Here is a 17,682-nt window from a genome sequence, read left to right as displayed (position 1 = left end):
GTCAGGGAACGAGCCCCAGTGCCGCGCGGTCGGCGGTGGCGGCGGCCAGTTCGGCGCGGGCGGCGGCAATCCGCGCCTGCGCGTCGATCAGGCGGACGCGCGCGTCGTTCGCCGTTTCCTCGCGCTGGTTGACGAGGAAGAAGTCGCTCGACCCCAGTTCGAACCGGCGACGTTCGGCGGCGGCCAGCCGTTCGGCCAGTTGCCGTTCCTGATCGGCGATCGCCGCCAGCTGTTCGGCCGCGCCGACACCGATCGCGATCCCCTCCACCTCCACCGCGATCTGGTCGCGCAGGAAGCGGCTGCGCGCCGACAGCGCGTCCAGTTCGGCCTGCGCCTCGACGATGCGCCCCTTGGCCGCGCGGTTCTGGAGCGGCAACGAGAAGCGGAAACCCACCGCCGCCTCCAGCGGGGTGCGCGATGGGCCGCCCAGCCCGACCGGGCCGACATCCTTGCCGACCTCGCCGCGCAGGTCGAGCCGCGGGCGCAGGTCGTTCGCGGCCAGCGCCAGCCGTGCCGTCCCCTGATCGATCCGGGTCAGCAGCACCTGAAGATCGGGGCGGCGCTGCACGAAATCGCCGCGGGCGACGACCGCGACGCCGCCCAGCGCGCCGATATCGGTCGGCAGCCGCTCCGGCCCGACCAGCACCGGCTCACCCGCCGCGTCGCGATAATAGAGCGACAGCGCGTTGGCGGCGGCCGCGAAATCCCCCTCGGCGCGTACCACGAGGGCGCGGCGGCGGACCAGGTTCTGATCATTCTCTGCCAACAGGATCTCGGGCCGCGCGCCCAGCTGGACCTGCCGCGCCAGCCCGCCGCGCCGGCTTTCCGACAGGGCCAGCAGATCGCGATAGGCGCGCAGCCGCAGCCCGGCGGCGACCCAGTTCTGATAGGCGTCGATCGCGCGGCGCTGCACGCCGATCGCCACCGCCCCGCGTTCGAACTGCGCGATGTCGATATCGCCCGCCGCCAGCGTCCGCTTCGTCCGCCGTTCGTCGATCAGCCGGTCGCGCAGCAGCGCATAAAGCGCGCCGACCTTCACCTCGCCCAGCCGGTTGGTGTATTGCTCGTCCTCATAGATCGGGAAGTCGCCACGGCTGACGCGGTAATTGCCATAGGCATAGCCGCCATTGCCGGCCAATGGCTGCGTCGCCCGCCCGGTGACATAGGTGCCGTCATAGTAACCGAGCGCGCGCGAACGCCCCTCGGCATCGAACACCGTGTCGAACGCGCCATCGGCGGTGATCGCGCGGCCCTCGGCGGAGCGGACTTTGGCCAGCGCCTCGACAATCTGCGGCGCGGCGCGGGCCGAGGCACGCAGCACCTCGTCGAGCGTCAGCGGCGCGGCGGCGGGCGCCGGGGTCGTGGGTGGCAGCGGCGTGGGCACGAGCGGAAGCTGCGCGGCGAGCAGTACGGGCAAAAGGCGGATCATTTGGGCTTGCCCGCCTTGGTCGCGGCCTTCTTGTCCTCGTCCTGCTTGTCGCCGGCCTGACCGCTCTGCCCCTTGTCGGTCGCGACCTGCCCGAATTCGAGCGGGAAGTCGTTCAGCTGCCGCCACAATTCATAGCCGACGGTCACCGTCTCACCCTGTACCCAGCCCTGCACCTTGCCACCCAGCCGGACGAAGCGCCGTTCGGGCCAAGCGGGCTTGCCCGGCGCCGGTTCGACGAGGATACGGAACAGCCCCTGCGCATTGGCATTGGGATCGATCGTGCGGACGCGCCCGTCGAAAAAGCCGTAGGCGACCGATGGCCAACCGCTGAACTGGATCGCCGGCCAGCCTTCGAATTCCAGCCGCACCGGCCGCCCGGGCCGCAGCAGCGGCACGTCGCGGCCATCGATCAGCAATTCGACCGCGCGCTCGACCCGTTCGGGCGCGACCACCGCCAGCACCGTCCCCGCCGACACCAGCGCCCCGCCGGTCGCGGCGTTCAGATTCTGGATGCGGCCATCGCGCGGCGCACGGACCAGCTGTGCCGATTGCCGGTTCAACTGCACATCGATCCGGTTCAGCTTGGCACGTGATTCGGCGAGTTTGGCCCCCGATTCGGCCACCTTGATCTGGGCTTGTTCGTAATCGCGGCGCGATGCCAGGCCTTCGGAATAAAGTTGCCGCATCCGGCCGACATCGATCCCTGCTACCGCCTGCGACTGTTGCACCGATGCGATCTCGGCCAGCACCTGCGCGCGTTCGGCGGCCAGCCGCGACAGCAGATTGGGATCGAGGTCGACGATGCGCGCGATCGGGTCGCCGCGCGTCACGTGCTGGCCGTCATGAACATACCAGCGTTCGACCCGGCCGGGCACCAGCGCCGTTACCTCCTGCGCGCGGTCCTCGGGATCGAGCGAGACGACCTGCCCGCGGCCCTGCGCGGTCTGCACCCACGGCACGAAGAACAGGACGAACACCGCTGCGGCGATGCCGACCGCCAGCATCCACGCGACGGCAACCGCGACGCGCGGCGGGCGCAGCGTGGCGAGTGTGCGGAAATGCGCCATGGTTTCAGGCGGATGCGACATCTTCACCCTCCTGGTTGGCGGCGGCCTGCAGATCGGCGAGCCGTTCGAACCGGCGTTGCCGGGTCAGGCCGAGATGGAGATAGCCGTCGAGCGTCAGATCCTCGGGCCGGCCGGTACATAGCAGCACGGTCGTACCATGCGCCTTGAGCAGCCGCAGCGCCGCGACCAGCCGTTCGGGCGGCAACAGGTCGAACAGCTGGCCGAGCAGCAACAGTTTCGGACGGACCAGCAGCGCATTGGCGAGCTTGAGCGCCATCGTTTCGCCGACGCTCAAGGGGTAGCCGGTCGATCCCAGTTGCGTGTCCAGCCCCTTGGGCAGGCTGGCGAGGCGGCGTTCCAGCCCGACCGTGCCCAGCGCCTCCATCGCCACCGCGTCGAGTTCGTTGGAGGCGAGGCGGAGATATTCGCGGATCGTCGCCTCGACGATGGTCGAGCGGTCGAGCACGGTCACGTCCGAGCGCAGCCGGTACATGTCGAACGAGCCGAGGTCGGCCCCGCCGATGCGGACCAGCCCGCGTTCGGGCAGCACATGGCGTTTGAACAGCATCGCCAGCCGCCGTTCGGCTCCCGGCTCGGCGACGGTGACCAGCTGTTCGCCCGCCGCCAACGTCAGGTCATAGCGGGCATCGTCGAACACCACGTCGGTCAGCTTGACCGCCCCGTCGCGCGGACCATGATCGCCGCGCACCGTCGGTTCCTGCGGAATCGAGAACAGCAGCGACAATTCCTCCGAACTGGCGACCAGGTCGTAGAAGGTGTCGAGATACCAGCCGAATTGGGAAATGCCGTAAAAGACCCCCGACAGGATCAGCTCGGCGGCGACCAGCTGCCCCAGCGACAATTGCCCGCGCAGGATCAGCATCCCGCCCAGCAGCAACAGCCCGGCACTCGCCAGCGCATAGATCAGCAGGAACGCGACCGTCTGCGCGAACTGATAACGGAAATAGCGGCGATGGGTGGCGACATAGGCGGCGGTCATCGCCTCCGACCGATGCATCGCGAAATCGAGATGGCGCGCCGATTTATAGAAGCCGTTCGACCCGCCGACGCTTTCCAGCCAGCGTGCGGCATTGTGCTTGGCATGGCTGAGCGCCACCGCCCCGCCGATCGCGCCCCGCCGCCACAGCAGCCAGACGACCAGCAGCGCCGCGACCAGCACCGCGTTGAAGGCGAGGAAGACCGGATGATAGAAGCTGGTGATGGTCAGGCCGATCACCGCCTGCAACACGATGGTGAAGGCACCGATCACCAGGCTCGGCACCGATTTCTGGACGACGACCAGATCGAAGAAGCGGTTGAACAGGTCGCCACGATTGCCATCGGCGAAGAACGGGTCCTGCGCATGGACCGCGCGCAGCGTGACCTCGGCGACGACCCGTGCGAACAGGCGGCGTTCGAACGCCGCCATGATCCACACCCGAAGCGCACTGAGCGCCGCGACCATCAGCAGCAGGAGGAGCAGGACGCCCGACAGCGCCCAGAGCGGGGCGGGCATCGCAGTGTTCGCGACGCTGTTGATGAGCAGCTGGACCGAGATCGGCGTGGCCAGCGCCAGCAGGCTGATCGCGATGGTATAGACGATGCCGAGCCGCACATAGGCCGAATCCGGCCCGATGATCTGCGACATCCAGCCGATCGCATCCCGGAACCCCAGTCGTTGCGTCGCCAAAACACACCCCTTTTGCTACGCCCCCGGCCCATTGACATGGCCGCGCGGCGCGACGTTCGTTCCCCTCCCCGATGACGGACCACCCCTGATCCATGCCGCTACAGCGTAACGACATATCATCGAGCCGGGCAATCCGATTTATGATGGATCGCCGATCCTGAAGGGCTATGGCACGGTGGGCTACGTTCCGACCGGGTCAGCTGTTCGCGGTCGATGCCGGCGTATCGCGGGCGGGTGCCTCGAACGTCGCCCAGTCGCCCTCCGCATCCGGGCGGGGCGGCGGTCCGGCGATGCCGACAGGCTCGTTCGCCGCACCGCTGCGCAGGCGGTGGAGATGGACCTTCGCGATCATGTTCGCGGCGATCGGCGCGGTCAGGAACAGGAACAACGAGATCAGCAGTTCGTGCGCGCTCCACACCCCCAGCTGCGTCTGGAAATAGACGACCGAGGCGAGCAGCAGCGCGCCCAGGCCCAGCGTCGTCGCCTTGGTCGGGCCATGCAGCCGCTCCATCGTCGTCGGCAGTCGCACCAGCCCCCAGCTGCCGATCAGCGCAAAGCCTGCGCCCAGCAGCGACAGCGCGACGACGACGATCTCGGCCAGCGTCTTCATTCGACGATATCCCCGCGCAGCACGAACTTGCAGTAGGCGATGGTGCTGACGAACCCGACCATCGCCAGCAACAGCGCCGCTTCGAAATAGGTGGCGTTGCCGCCGATCATGCCGATCAGCACGATCAGCGCGATGGCGTTGATGACCATCGTGTCGAGCGCGACGATCCGGTCGCCCAGCCCCGGCCCGCGCAACAGCCGCCAGCCATTGAGGGTCAGCGCCAACGCGATGCAGCCCGCGGCGATATGAAGCGCGATGACGATCATGCGAAAATCCGTTGCAGTCGTGCTTCGTAGCGCGCTTTGATCCACGCGACCTCCGCCGCCGGATCGGCGGCGTCGAGGGCATGGACCAGCAGGAACCGGCCATCGGCCGATACGTCCGCCGACACGGTGCCCGGCGTCAGGCTGATCGTGCCGGCCAGCATCGTGATCGCCTCGGGCGTGGTCAGGTCGATCGGCACCACCAGCCAGCGGGCGCGCAGATCGGCATTGCGGCGAAGCAGGATCAGCGCCGCCACTTGGAAATTGGCGACGACGATGTCGAACAGCACGATCGCCAGATAGCCGACCAATGCCCGGCCGAAGCGCACCCGCGGCCGGGCGGGCCAGAACGGCTCAGTGAATTTGGGCAGCACCAGCGCGAAGAACCCGCCCAGCACGATGCCACCGACCGTGACGCGGTTGGCCATCAGCAGCCACACGATCAGCAGCATCGCCGACAGCGCCGGATGGGGCAGCAGCCGCCTCATCGGGCCGCGCCCAGGATCGCGGCGACGTATCGCTCGGGCGCCATCACCTGCCGTGCGGCGGCGTCGGTCTGTTCGGTCACCCATCCGGCGGCCACGGCCAGCACCGCCGACAGCGTGAGGAGCACCACCGGCGCGGCGAATTCGGCGGCGGACCGCGCGGTCCCGGCAATGGCGTCGGCCTCGGCCGGTGGCGCTTTCCAGAACAAGGTCGATCCGGTCCGCGAAAAACCGATCACCCCGATCAGCGTCGTGGCGAGGATCGTCGCCCAGACCGCCTGCCACCCCGGCGCGCCGAAACTGGCGTTCAGGATCAGCAGCTTGCCGATGAAGCCCGCCAGCGGTGGCAGCCCGACCGCCGCGATCGCCGTGATCAGGTATAGCAGCGCTGCCGCGTCCTGTCCGGCAAAGCGCGGCGCGGGCACGATCGCATCGGCATATTGCCCGCGCCGCCGCAGCGTCACGTCGGCGACGAGGAACAGCGCCGCCCCGGCCAGCGTCGCCTGCACCAGATAATAGAGTGCTGCGGCCAGCGTCGCCTCACGCCACGGCGCCACTGCCAGCAGCAGCGTGCCGGTCGAGGCCAGCACCGCGAACGCCGCCTGCTCGCGCAAACCCCGCGCCGCCAGCACGCCGATGAAGCCGAGCATCGCACCCGCCATCGCCGCGGGCAGCAGCCACGGCGCCGGCACCCATGCCGCGGCTCCCGCCCCGCTCCCGAACAGCAGCGGCACCGTCCGGATCGTCGCATAGACGCCGACCTTGGTCATGATCGCGAACAGCGCGGCGACCACCGGCATCGTCGCCGCATAGGTGCGCGGCAGCCACAGATGGATCGGCACCACCGCCGCCTTCAGCGCGAATACCGTCATCAGCAGCAGTGCAGCGATGCGCAGCAATCCTTGGTCTTCGCTGCTGAGCGTCGCGATCCGCCGGGCGAGATCGGCCATGTTGAGCGTCGCGGTCAGGCCGTAGAACAGCCCGAGCGCGATCAGGAACAGCGCCGATCCGACGATGTTGACCACGACATAGGCCACCCCCGCCTTCAACCGCAGCGCCCCCTGTCCGTGCAGCATCAGGCCATAGGAGGCGATCAACATCACTTCGAAGAAGACGAACAGGTTGAACAGGTCGCCGGTCAGGAACGCACCGTTCAGCCCCATCAGCTGGAAGTGGAACAGCGGGTGGAAATGCCAGCCGCGGCGATCGGCGGCGGTGACGATCGCATGGCCGAGCACCACCAGCGCCAGCACGGCCGAGAGCAGAAGCATCGTCGCCGACAGCCGGTCGAGCACCAGCACGATGCCGAACGGCGGGGCCCACGATCCCAGCGCATAGCTGCGGATCGCATCGTCCTGCGCCATGGCGAACAGCGCGATCGCCACCGCCAGCATCGCGATACATCCGCCGATCGACAGGATCACGCTGAACACCCGCCGCCGCCGCATCAGCAGCATGGTGAACGGCGCGACGATCGCCGGCACGATGATCGGCGCGATCAACAGATGGTCGGCCGCGGTCATGCGTCGTCCTTCCCATCCGGGTCGGCGCGGCCGTCGACCTGATCCGATCCGGTTTCGAGGAAGCTGCGCAGGCTCAGGATCACGGTCAGCGCAGTCATGCCGAAGGTGATGACGATCGCGGTCAGCACCAGCGCCTGCGGCAGCGGATCGGCATAGTCGGTCACCCCCTTCGCCCAGAGCGGCGGGCGGTCGACGACCAACCGCCCGACCGCGAACAGGAACAGGTTGACCGCATAGGACAACAGCGTCAGCCCCAGCACGACCTGAAACGTCCGGCCCCGAAGCGCCAGATAGATGCCGCCCGCGACCAGCACCGCGATCGCCGAGGCGACGAGGAATTCGAGGCTCATGGCGCACCCTCCCCATCGTGGCGCGCGGCACGCTGCGCGACATGGGCGAGCTGCGCCAGCGCCATCAGCACCGCACCCACCACGACGCAGGCGACGCCGAGATCGAACAGCATCGCCGTCGCCAGCTCGACCTCGCCGATCAGCGGCACATGGAAATAGCCGAAGCTGCTGGTCAGGAACGGCGCCCCGAACAGCAACGAGCCGAGGCCGGTCGCGCTGGCGATCAGCACGCCGGCGCCGATCAGCGCATGCTCGCCGAACTTGCGCCGTTCGTCGGTCCAGTCGAAGCCCGAGGCGAGATATTGCAGCAGGATCGCGATCGAAAAGACCAGCGCGGCGATGAACCCGCCGCCCGGCTGGTTATGCCCGCGCAGAAAGATATAGCTGCCGACCAACAGCGCCAGCGGCAGCAGCAGCCGCGTCGCCATCACGAACATCATCGGGTGCCGTTCGGGCGAATGCGGATCGCCCGACCGCCAGTTCCGCAGCCGCCGCCCCGCCACCCCGCGCGCCGCCGGTTCCAGCAGCGCATAGATGGCAAGCCCGGCAATCCCCAGCACGATGATCTCACCCAGCGTATCGAAGCCGCGAAAATCGACGAGGATGACGTTCACGACATTGGTGCCGCCGCCGCCCGAATAGCTATTGTCCCAATGAAAGCGCGATATGCCGTCGCGCACCGGGCGGGTCAGCACCGCCCATGCCAGCCAGCCCGCGCCGAGCCCCCCCGCAACCGCGATCGCCCCGTCGCGCACACGGCGTGGCACACTCGACAGGCGCGGCGGGCTGCCCGGCAGCAGATGCAGCGCCAGCAGCAGCAGCAGGATCGTCACCACCTCCACCGAGATCTGCGTCAGCGCAAGGTCGGGCGCGGACAGGTGCACGAACGCCAGCGCGATGACGAGGCCGATGACGCTGATGAAGATCAGCGCCAGGTACCGCCGCCGGTCGACCACGACCACCGCGCCGGTCGCCACCACCAGCGCGCCCCAGGCGACGATCGCCACCGCCGGGGCCGGCGTCGTCGCGCCATCCCCGGCCGGCACCGCATGGGACCACCCCGCCTCGACCCCCAATGCGATGGCGACGACGAACAGCACCGCCAGATACCGTTGCAGCGATGCGGCATGGATCGTCCCCGACACCCGCCGCAACCCGACGACGGCCCCCGCCATCGCCGCATCGAACAGCCGCTTGGCATCGGGCGCGGGGATGCGCGCCACGACCCCGGCGACCGACCGATAGCGCCACAGCAGCACGATCGCGCCCAACACTGCACAGATGCTCATCCACAGCGCGGGATTGACGCCATGCCACAGCGCCAGATCCAGCACCGGCGGCGCATCCCCGGTCACCGCCCCGCTCGCCGCTGCCACGATCGGCCCGGCCAGCGTCATCGGTACCAGCCCCAGCACCAGCGCCGCCAGCGCGAGGATCGCCGGCGGCACGAGCAGCGACGCCCCCGGATCGTGCGGCGCCGCGACGTCGCCGGTTCGCCGCGCCCCGAAATGCAGCGCGACCGCATAACGCAGCGCATAGGCCGCCGACAGCAGCGCGGCGATCGTCGCCAGCACCGGCACCAGCGGCACCGGTTCCGCGAACCCGGCATGGGTGCTCGCCTCCAGCATCATCTCTTTCGACACGAACCCGCCCAGCGGCGGCAGTCCGGCCATGGCGGCAGCGGCGAGCACGCCCAGCGTCGCGGTCAGCGGCATGATCGCCGCCAGCCCGCCCAGCCGGCGGATGTCGCGCGTGCCCGTTTCGTGGTCGACGATGCCAGCATGCATGAACAGCGCCGCCTTGAACGCGGCGTGGTTCAGCAGGTGGAACACCGCCGCACTCACCGCCGCGCCGGTGCCGAACCCCAGCAGCATGACCATCAGCCCCAGTTGGCTGATCGTCGAATAGGCGAGGATCGCCTTCAGATCATGGCGGAACAGCGCGACCCCCGCGCCGAACACCATCGTCGCCAGCCCGACCGGCACGACGATGCCGAACCACCATGGGCTGCCCGCCAGCACCGGCCACAGCCGCGCGAGCAGGAACACCCCCGCCTTCACCATCGTCGCCGAATGGAGATAGGCGCTGACCGGCGTCGGCGCGGCCATCGCGTGCGGCAGCCAGAAATGGAACGGAAACTGCGCCGATTTGGTGAAGGCGCCGATCAGGATCAGCACCAGCAACGCCGGGTATAGCGGCGACGCCTGCACCGCATCGGCGCGGGTCAGGATGGTGGCGAGGTCGTAGCTGCCCGCCGCCTTGCCCAGCAGCACCATGCCGCCGATCAGCGCCAGCCCGCCGCCGCCGGTGATGGTCAGCGCCATCCGCGCCCCCTGCCGCGCCGCCGCCTGCTCGCGCCAGAAGCCGATCAGCAGGAACGAGGCTAGGCTGGTCAGTTCCCAAAAGATCAGCATCAACAAGATGTTGCGCGACAGGGCGATGCCGATCATCGCCCCCTGGAACAGCATCAGGAACGACAGGAACCGCCCCATCGGCTCGGACTTCGCCAGATAGCCCTGCGCATAGATCACGACCAGCAGGCCGATGCCGAGGATCAGCCCGGCGAACAGCAGCGCCAGCGGATCGAGCCACAGCGCCAGATCGAGGCCCAGCACCGGCACCCACGCGATCGTCAGCCGCGGCCCCGCCCCCGCCAACGCGGCCTGCGCCTGCGACAGCAACACCGCCAGTCCGGCGGCACTCGCCGACGCGGCGATCGTGACCTGCGCGCCCCGCCCCGCCCGCCGGTTCGCCAGCAACAGCAGCACCGCGACGAACGGCAGCGACAACAGGATCAGCAACGCCATCCGCCACCTCCCGCCTGCACCGATCGACCTTCAGCCAGAACGTCGCCGAACCTTCCCACGCTGGAAGGGAGAGGCCGAACCGCCCCCGTGCGAGCGCGAGCCATGCGATCGTCCGCCGCACCATATCCCTGCGGAGACGAGACCTCCGCGAACATTGACCGCACCGGGTCCCCGCGAAGGCGGGGAACCAGGGCCACACCCCCAAGCGTCTGTTTTGCTTGGCTCTGGACCCCCGCCTTCGCGGGGGTACGGGGTCCTGGGAGACGTGAATGGCTTTCGCCGAGGCCTCGCAGATGCGAGAAGCCAGTACGCCGGACGCAAGCCGTTATGGCGCGCAGTTCCGGCCCCCTGCCTTGGCGAGACCACTGCGATAGTCCGCCGCACCGTGTCCCCGCGAAGGCGGGGACCCAGAGCGACAAGCGCAGGCCGTCGTTTTGCTTGCCCCTCGCCTCCCGCCTTCGCAGGGGCACGGGAGGATGCCACGATAGGCCGACGGCTTTGGCAGGCGTCCCGTCTTCATCGGGGTACCAACGGATCCTGCGGCAGGCGAAGTCTGTTCGTCGCGCCCCCGTCCCGACGGTTGCGCCGATCCCGCCCAAACAGCGACCGGCACCGGCAACCACGGCCGCCCAGCCCTCGACACATCGCAACGAAACAGTTCGATCGGACAATCCGATGCTCCGGGCAGCAGGGTTCACCGCTGGCGGCCCGACCAGCGCAACGACCCTGCCCGCCCCCGACCGGGACGGACACCCGGCGTCGAAACTGCCCGATCGACCGCCACGGCACAAGCCGCTTCGGCAGCGCCCGCGATCAGAAGCTGTAGGCGATGCCGACCGCGCCCAACCACTGGTTGCTCGACCCGTTGCGCGCGACGATCGGGCTGTCGGCGAAATCGTTCAGCAGCTTGCGATAGACGACGGTGCCGAACAGCTGCCAGCCCGAGCGCAGGTCGCCGCTGATCGAGCGACCGCCCAGCACGCCTAGCGTCCAGTTCTTCCACCCGCCGCGCGCGTTATAGACCGGCAGGCCGCTTGCCAGCGACTGGGCCGGGGTGATCGAGAAATAGCTGTCGGCATAGCCTTCGCCGACCCGCTCGGCGGACACGATCACCCCGGCGATGGCGCGGGTGCTGAGCGGCGTCACGTAATTGATCGTCGGGGCCAGCACGGTCGACTTGTGCCCGCCGCCAACATCCTTGCGATAGCTTAGCGACGCCGACAGCCGGTCGAATTGCGAGGTGACGACCCCGGTCTTGCCGATGCCGACATAGCCGCCCAGCTCGATCGCGGTATCGACGGTGCCGAGCGCCCGGACCTGCGCGTCGTCAATGCCCTTGGTCGTGTTGCGGTTCAGGTTCACGACCGCGATCGGCCCCGCCTGGAAATCCCAGGTCGGACCGATGCCGTCGGGGATCAGGTCGACGCTGATCCGGTTGCCCGCTAGCAGGAAGTTGAAGCCGGAGACGCGGCCGGTCGCGGCCGGCACCGGGCTGAACGAATAATCGTCCGACCCTTCGTAATCGGGCAGCACCGCCGCCCCCAGCCCGACGACATAGAAATCGGCACCGGTATCGGTGTTCGGCAGCGACGATGCGGGCACCGCCGGCGTCGCCGCTTCCTGTCCGAAGGCGGGCGTGGCGAGGGCGGCGGCGGTCAGGACGGCGGCGAGAATGGCGCGCAAGGGCGTGGCTCCGAGAAAATATTACTGCCCCGTAACGCTATCCCGCCCGCTTCGGTCCGTGCCGGATACTAGAGCAGATAGCGAATCCGCACCTGTTGCATGGTTACATCACCCGCCAGCGGGAATTCCGATGCGCTGAACTTGGGCGGGCCGAACCGGATCGCCGGGTTGCGCGAAAAGCCGAATCCCTCGCGCGGAATGCCGGCAAAGGTGTCGAGCTTCGCATTGTCGTTCTCGTCATGGATCACCGACACGGCATAGTCGCCGCGCCCTAGCCCGGCGATGCGCACCCCGCGCGCCGCCGCCGGAACGCTGCGGGTCACGGCGTTGCGATCGTCGGTGCAGCCCGGAAAATTCTCGGGATCGGCGGTCAGGCAGAACAGGATCGTGCCCTTGGTCGACCGCAGGTCGCTGACCCGGACGTCAAGCGTGCCGGTCGGCATGGCCCCCGGCAGCGTCGCCAGCGCGAGTGCCGCCAGCACGATTCGCCCGACGCGCGACGCGCGCACGTTCCTTCTCGAAATCGCCGAGACCGCCATCGGTGCCGCACAACCGGTCCCAGAAGCGGAAATAGAGCCCGAAATTGCAGCCATAGCGCTCATGATGCCTCTGATGATGGCTGGCGGTAATCAGCCAGCCGCCCAATCGCCCCGCCCACATGAATCGCGGGAACATTTCCCACCCCATATGGTTGGTGACGCCCATAACCGTCATGATCGTCAGCACCAATGCCAGTGCGCCGACATGGATCGGAATGACGAACACCAGTAGCGGAATTACCACAGCACCGGTTAAGGCTTCGATCGGGTGGAACGCCATCGCCGCCCACGCCGTCGGCGGGCGGCTGGCATGGTGCACGGCATGCGCGATGCGAAACCATTTCGGCCGGTGCATCCAGCGATGCGTCCAATAGAACCACGTATCGTGCGCGAAGAGATACAGCAGCACCGACAGCGGCAGATACCATAAGGGATAAGCGTGGACGTCGCGGTAGATCAGCGTCCAGCCGCGATGCTCCCACCCCCAGGCGACCACGCCCGCCGGCACGCCATAGATCGCGGCGGACAGCAGCGACCATCGGATTTCCTTCGCGATCTGCGCATCCAGCCCACGGTACAGCCCCGGATGCTTGCTGCGCGTCGCCAAGGCGAACCCCGCCGACGCCAGCAGATAGCGGACGCCGACGATCACCGTCATCGCCACGGCGGACAGGAGGATAGCCAGCGGGATCGACATGGGTGGCGCTGTAGCGGATTGCGGCGGGGGATGACACCCCAGATCCGTCCCGCAGGCGGGTACGAATTTTTCGGTAGCGTTTGCCAGCCCATGCCCGCTCCCCTAGGGCATCCCCATGCCAACCATCCATCACTGCGACCTCGCCATCGTCGGCGGTGGCCTTGCCGGCGCGCTCATCGCGCTGGCGGCGGCGAGGCGGCGGCCCGATGCGCGGATCCGCCTGATCGAGGGCGCGGCGCATTTCGGCGGCAACCATGTCTGGTCGTTCTTCGGCAGCGACGTGTCGGACGAACACCGCGCGCTGGTCGCGCCGCTCGTCGCGCATGCGTGGCGCGGCTACGACATCGCCTTTCCCGCGCATGCCCGCACGCTCGACACCGCTTATTATTCGATCACCTCCGAACGACTCGACACCGTCCTGCGCCAGACGCTGTCGCCCGAGACGCTGATGGCATCGGCGCGCGTGCTTGGGGCCAGCCCGACCGCCGTCGTCCTCGCCGATGGCGACCGGGTCGAGGCGCAGGGCGTGATCGACTGTCGCGGGCCGGGCGATACGTCGCTGCTCGATCTCGGCTGGCAGAAGTTCATGGGGATGGAGCTCGTCACCGACGACCTGCACGGCGTCGAACGCCCGATCGTCATGGACGGATCGGTCGAGCAGATCGACGGCTATCGCTTCGTCTACACCCTGCCGTTCGACGCATCGACGCTGTTCGTCGAGGATACCTATTACAGCGACACCCCCGATCTCGATACGCAGGCGCTGGCCGGCCGCATCGCCGGTTACGCACAGGCGCAGGGCTGGAACATCGCGCGGGTCGGCCGCAGCGAGACCGGGGTGCTGCCGGTCGCGATGGGCGGCGATTTCGAGGAATATTGGCGCTCGGGCGGCAATCGCGTGGCGAAGGGCGGGATGCGCGCCGGGCTGTTCCATCCGCTGACCGGCTATTCGCTGCCCGATGCGGTGCGGTTGGCGCATCTGGTCGCCGAGAGCGGCGACTGGTCGGGCGGCGCGCTGCACACGCTGACCCATGATTATGCCGCGACATTGTGGCGACAGCGGCGATTCTACCGGATGCTGGCGACGATGTTGTTCCGTGCCGCCGATCCGGCGGAACGCTACCGCGTGCTCGAACGCTTCTACCGGCTGGATGCGGGACTGGTCGGACGTTTCTATGCCGGCGGGTCGACGCTGTTCGACAAGATGCGGGTGCTGACAGGCAAACCGCCGGTACCGATTGGACGTGCGGTACAGGCGTTGATGGGGAGACAGGGGTGAAGACGGCAGCCGTTATCGGCGCGGGGTTCGGCGGCCTTGCGCTCGCCATCCGCCTGCAATCCGCCGGGGTCCAGACGACGCTGGTCGAAGGCCGCGACAAGCCCGGCGGCCGCGCCTATTACTGGGAACGCGACGGCTTCGTCTTCGATGCCGGCCCGACCGTCATCACCGCGCCCGAAGCGCTGCAGGAATTGTGGCAGCTGACCGGTCGCGACATGGCCGAGGACGTGACGCTGCAGGCGGTGTCGCCCTTCTACCGGCTCAACTGGCCCGACGGCACCAATTTCGACTATACCAACGACGACACGCTGCTGCGCTCCGAAATCGCCAAGCTCGATCCGGGCGACATCGCCGGCTATGCCCGCTTCCTCGAATATTCGGCGGGCGTGTACGAGGAAGGCTATGTGAAGCTCGGCCATGTGCCGTTCCTCGACTTCGCCTCGATGATCAAGGCCGCGCCGGCGCTCGCCAAATATCAGGCGTGGCGATCGGTCTATTCGATCGTGTCGTCGTTCGTGAAGAACGAGAAGCTCCGCCAGGCGCTGTCGTTCCACACTTTGCTGGTCGGCGGCGATCCGATGAAGACCAGCAGCATCTACGCACTGATCCACAAGCTGGAGCGCGATGGCGGCGTGTGGTTCGCGCAGGGCGGCACCAACAAGCTGGTCGCCGGCATGGTCCGCCTGTTCGAGAAGCTGGGCGGGACGCTGATCCTGAACGATCCGGTCGAGCGTATCGACACGCTCGGCGACCGTGCGACCGGCGTCACGACCAAGAGCGGCGTAGTGATCGGTGCCGACATGGTCGCGACCAATGCCGACCTGATGCACAGCTACAAGGACCTGCTGTCGGGATCGCGCAGCGCGCAGCGCAAGGCCAAGCGGCTGGAGCGCAAGCGATTCTCGCCGTCGCTGTTCGTCGTCCATTTCGGCATCAAGGGCACGTGGCCGGGCATCCCGCACCACATGATCCTGTTCGGTCCGCGCTACAAAGGGCTGCTTGCCGACATTTACGACCATGGCGTGCTGTCGGAGGATTTCTCGCTCTATCTCCACCACCCGACCGTCACCGACCCGTCGATGGCGCCGGAGGGGCATTCGACCTTCTACGCGCTGTGCCCGGTGCCGCACACCGGCAAATTCCCGGTCGACTGGGACCAGATCGGCCCGATCCTCGAGAAGCGCATCCTCGACGAGGTCGGCCGCCGCCTGATCCCCGATATCCACGAGCGGATCGTCACCAAGTTCAGCTATATGCCGAGTGACTTCACCCGCGACCTGAACGCGTATCAGGGATCGGCCTTCTCGCTCGAGCCGATCCTGACGCAGAGCGCATACTTCCGCGCGCACAACCGCGACGACGATATCCCGAACCTGTATGTGGTCGGCGCAGGCACGCATCCGGGCGCGGGGATTCCGGGCGTGGTCGGCAGCGCCAAGGCGACGGCCGCACTGATGCTGGGTGGCGAGGACTGAGCCCTTACTCCCAGAAAATCCGTTCGGTTCGAGCAGCTTCGAGCAAAGTCGAGAAGCGTCCGTCGAGAACGCCCCGTTTGGGGCAACCCCTTCTCGACTGCGGTTCTCGACAGGCTCGAACCTGCGCTCGAAGCGAACGGAGAGGAGGAGGGTAGGCCAGCCCCCCGCTTGCCCCCCACCCCCCGATCGCCTACCGCTCCCCACCATGAAGCGCCTGGCCATCTATTGCGGGTCCGCGACCCCCGCCGATCCCGTCTATATCGACTCCGCCCGCGCCGTCGGCCGCGCGCTTGCCGAACGCGGCATCGGCGTCGTCTACGGCGGCGGTCGCCTCGGCCTGATGGGCGCGGTCGCCGATGGCGCGATCGACGCCGGGGGCGAGGTGATCGGCGTTATCCCCACCGCACTGGTCAAGGCGGAGGCAGCACACAAGGGCCTCACTGAACTCCATGTCGTCGACACGATGCACCAGCGCAAACAGGCGTTCACTGACCTGTCCGACGGCTTCGTCACCATCCCCGGCGGCACCGGCACCATGGACGAATTGTGGGAGGCGATGAGCTGGGCGCAGCTCGGCTATCATGCCAAGCCGGTCGGGCTGCTCAACACCGCCGGCTATTACGACCATCTGATCGCCTTCGTGGAAAAAATGGCCGAGGTCGGCTTCATGCGGCCGATGCACCGCGACATCCTGCTGGTCGCCGACACGCTCGACACCTTGCTCGACAAGATGGCCGCGCACACGCCCGTACCGGCGATCATCCATATGAGCAGCAAGGACCTTTGATCCCGCCCCGCGCCGAACTCGTCGCGCATGCCCGCGACACGATCGCGCGCGGCTCGAAAAGTTTCGCGGCGGCCAGCAAGCTGTTCGACCCGGTCACCCGCGAACGCGCCTGGCTGCTCTATGCCTGGTGCCGGGCGTGCGACGACCTCGCCGACGGGCAGGATATGGGTCACGGCATGCAGCGGCTCGACGATGCGCCCGCCCGCTTGCTGTTGATCCGCGAGCGTACCGCAGCAGCACTGGCCGGGCAACCGACCGGCGATCCCGCCTTCGACGCGCTGGGCGTCGTCGCTGCCGAAGTCGGCCTGCCGCACGCGCTGGTGTACGATGTCATCGACGGGTTCCAGCTCGACGCCGATGGCTGGCAACCGGTGACCGAGGGCGATCTCTACCAATATTGCTATCACGTCGCCGGCGCGGTCGGCGGGCTGATGGCGGTGGTGATGGGCGTGCCGGCGCAGGACAAGGACACGCTCGACCGCGCCTGCGATCTCGGCCTCGCCTTCCAGCTTGCCAATATCGCCCGCGACGTGCGCGAGGATGCCGATGCCGGCCGCTGCTACCTGCCGCGCGACTGGCTGGCTGAACAGGGCATCGACCCGGCCGATCCGATGGCGACACCCGACAAGGTGGCGGTCCTCGCCCGGCGAATGGCGGTACGCGCCGCGCTCCATGAGGACAGCGCCCGGATCGGCGCGGCGCGGCTGCCGTGGCGCTCAGCCTGGGCGGTGCTCGCCGCCGCCGACATCTATGGCGGCATCGTCCGGAAAGTCGCCGCCGCCGGCCCCGCCGCATGGGACCGGCGTCAGACGACGTCGAAAGCCGAAAAGATCGCCGCCATCGCCCGCGCCTTCATCGCCGCCCGCTGGCGGCCGGCATGCGAAACCCCGCGCGACCCGGCGCTGTGGACACGCACCGCCTGATGTTACCGTATCCCCGCGCAGGCGGGGATCCAGAGCCACAAGCGCAGACCGTTGTTTTGCTTGGCTCTGGACACC

General features: G+C 68.1%; 16 protein-coding genes. 4 read left to right on the top strand and 12 right to left on the bottom strand.

The features are described 5' to 3' along the window. Window position 1 precedes the first annotated feature (1 nt). The 12 genes from ACTHQV_RS04170 to ACTHQV_RS04115 form a co-directional block, all read right to left on the bottom strand. Complete coding sequence (locus tag ACTHQV_RS04170) at window positions 2-1,429, bottom strand: TolC family protein (protein WP_440488517.1); 1,428 nt, start codon at window positions 1,427-1,429, stop codon at window positions 2-4. Beyond that, on the bottom strand, window positions 1,426-2,517 hold the full coding sequence (locus ACTHQV_RS04165) for an efflux RND transporter periplasmic adaptor subunit (protein WP_440488516.1): 1,092 nt from the start codon (window positions 2,515-2,517) through the stop codon (window positions 1,426-1,428). Before ACTHQV_RS04165 ends, ACTHQV_RS04170 begins: the two co-directional genes overlap by 4 nt. Further along, entirely contained in the window at window positions 2,501-4,186 is a 1,686-nt protein-coding gene (locus ACTHQV_RS04160; RefSeq protein ID WP_440488515.1) for an ABC transporter transmembrane domain-containing protein, read from the bottom strand. The genes ACTHQV_RS04165 and ACTHQV_RS04160 overlap by 17 nt, the downstream gene beginning before the upstream one ends. Window positions 4,187-4,382: 196 nt before the next feature. Further along, window positions 4,383-4,796, bottom strand: coding sequence for a Na+/H+ antiporter subunit G (locus ACTHQV_RS04155; RefSeq protein WP_440488514.1), 414 nt, complete (start codon window positions 4,794-4,796; stop codon window positions 4,383-4,385). Next, window positions 4,793-5,062 (bottom strand): K+/H+ antiporter subunit F, encoded by a 270-nt coding sequence (locus tag ACTHQV_RS04150; protein ID WP_440488513.1) that lies wholly within the window; start codon window positions 5,060-5,062, stop codon window positions 4,793-4,795. The genes ACTHQV_RS04155 and ACTHQV_RS04150 overlap by 4 nt, the downstream gene beginning before the upstream one ends. Continuing rightward, entirely contained in the window at window positions 5,059-5,547 is a 489-nt protein-coding gene (locus tag ACTHQV_RS04145; protein WP_440488512.1) for a Na+/H+ antiporter subunit E, read from the bottom strand. Before ACTHQV_RS04145 ends, ACTHQV_RS04150 begins: the two co-directional genes overlap by 4 nt. After that, on the bottom strand, window positions 5,544-7,067 hold the full coding sequence (locus ACTHQV_RS04140) for a monovalent cation/H+ antiporter subunit D (protein ID WP_440488511.1): 1,524 nt from the start codon (window positions 7,065-7,067) through the stop codon (window positions 5,544-5,546). Before ACTHQV_RS04140 ends, ACTHQV_RS04145 begins: the two co-directional genes overlap by 4 nt. Further along, on the bottom strand, window positions 7,064-7,417 hold the full coding sequence (locus tag ACTHQV_RS04135) for a Na+/H+ antiporter subunit C (RefSeq protein ID WP_440488510.1): 354 nt from the start codon (window positions 7,415-7,417) through the stop codon (window positions 7,064-7,066). The genes ACTHQV_RS04140 and ACTHQV_RS04135 overlap by 4 nt, the downstream gene beginning before the upstream one ends. Next, the gene (locus ACTHQV_RS04130; RefSeq protein WP_440488509.1) at window positions 7,414-10,224 is read right to left on the bottom strand and encodes a monovalent cation/H+ antiporter subunit A; all 2,811 of its coding nucleotides are present in this window, start codon (window positions 10,222-10,224) and stop codon (window positions 7,414-7,416) included. Before ACTHQV_RS04130 ends, ACTHQV_RS04135 begins: the two co-directional genes overlap by 4 nt. Window positions 10,225-11,037: 813 nt before the next feature. Further along, window positions 11,038-11,907: a MipA/OmpV family protein gene (locus ACTHQV_RS04125; protein WP_440488508.1), complete on the bottom strand. Its 870-nt coding sequence runs from the start codon at window positions 11,905-11,907 to the stop codon at window positions 11,038-11,040. A gap of 68 nt (window positions 11,908-11,975) precedes the next feature. Next, the gene (locus ACTHQV_RS04120; RefSeq protein WP_440488507.1) at window positions 11,976-12,389 is read right to left on the bottom strand and encodes a DUF2141 domain-containing protein; all 414 of its coding nucleotides are present in this window, start codon (window positions 12,387-12,389) and stop codon (window positions 11,976-11,978) included. Then, complete coding sequence (locus tag ACTHQV_RS04115) at window positions 12,331-13,143, bottom strand: sterol desaturase family protein (protein WP_440488506.1); 813 nt, start codon at window positions 13,141-13,143, stop codon at window positions 12,331-12,333. Before ACTHQV_RS04115 ends, ACTHQV_RS04120 begins: the two co-directional genes overlap by 59 nt. A 115-nt stretch (window positions 13,144-13,258) precedes the next feature. Here ACTHQV_RS04115 and crtY point away from each other — a divergent pair, with 115 nt between their 5' ends. The 4 genes from crtY to ACTHQV_RS04095 all read left to right on the top strand — a co-directional run bounded on the left by crtY (window position 13,259) and on the right by ACTHQV_RS04095 (window position 17,607). Beyond that, window positions 13,259-14,422 carry a lycopene beta-cyclase CrtY gene (gene crtY, locus ACTHQV_RS04110; RefSeq protein ID WP_440488505.1) on the top strand — a complete coding sequence of 388 codons (1,164 nt, stop codon included), beginning with the start codon at window positions 13,259-13,261 and terminating at the stop codon, window positions 14,420-14,422. Continuing rightward, window positions 14,419-15,897 carry a phytoene desaturase gene (locus ACTHQV_RS04105; protein WP_440488504.1) on the top strand — a complete coding sequence of 493 codons (1,479 nt, stop codon included), beginning with the start codon at window positions 14,419-14,421 and terminating at the stop codon, window positions 15,895-15,897. Before crtY ends, ACTHQV_RS04105 begins: the two co-directional genes overlap by 4 nt. A 205-nt stretch (window positions 15,898-16,102) precedes the next feature. Next, entirely contained in the window at window positions 16,103-16,684 is a 582-nt protein-coding gene (locus tag ACTHQV_RS04100) for a TIGR00730 family Rossman fold protein (RefSeq protein ID WP_440488503.1), read from the top strand. Then, entirely contained in the window at window positions 16,681-17,607 is a 927-nt protein-coding gene (locus ACTHQV_RS04095; RefSeq protein ID WP_440488502.1) for a phytoene/squalene synthase family protein, read from the top strand. Before ACTHQV_RS04100 ends, ACTHQV_RS04095 begins: the two co-directional genes overlap by 4 nt. Window positions 17,608-17,682: the final 75 nt, after the last annotated feature.

Source organism: Sphingomonas sp. SAFR-052 (assembly GCF_051965015.1).
Lineage (GTDB): Bacteria > Pseudomonadota > Alphaproteobacteria > Sphingomonadales > Sphingomonadaceae > Sphingomonas.
This window is presented reverse-complemented; position numbering and strand designations above follow the sequence as displayed.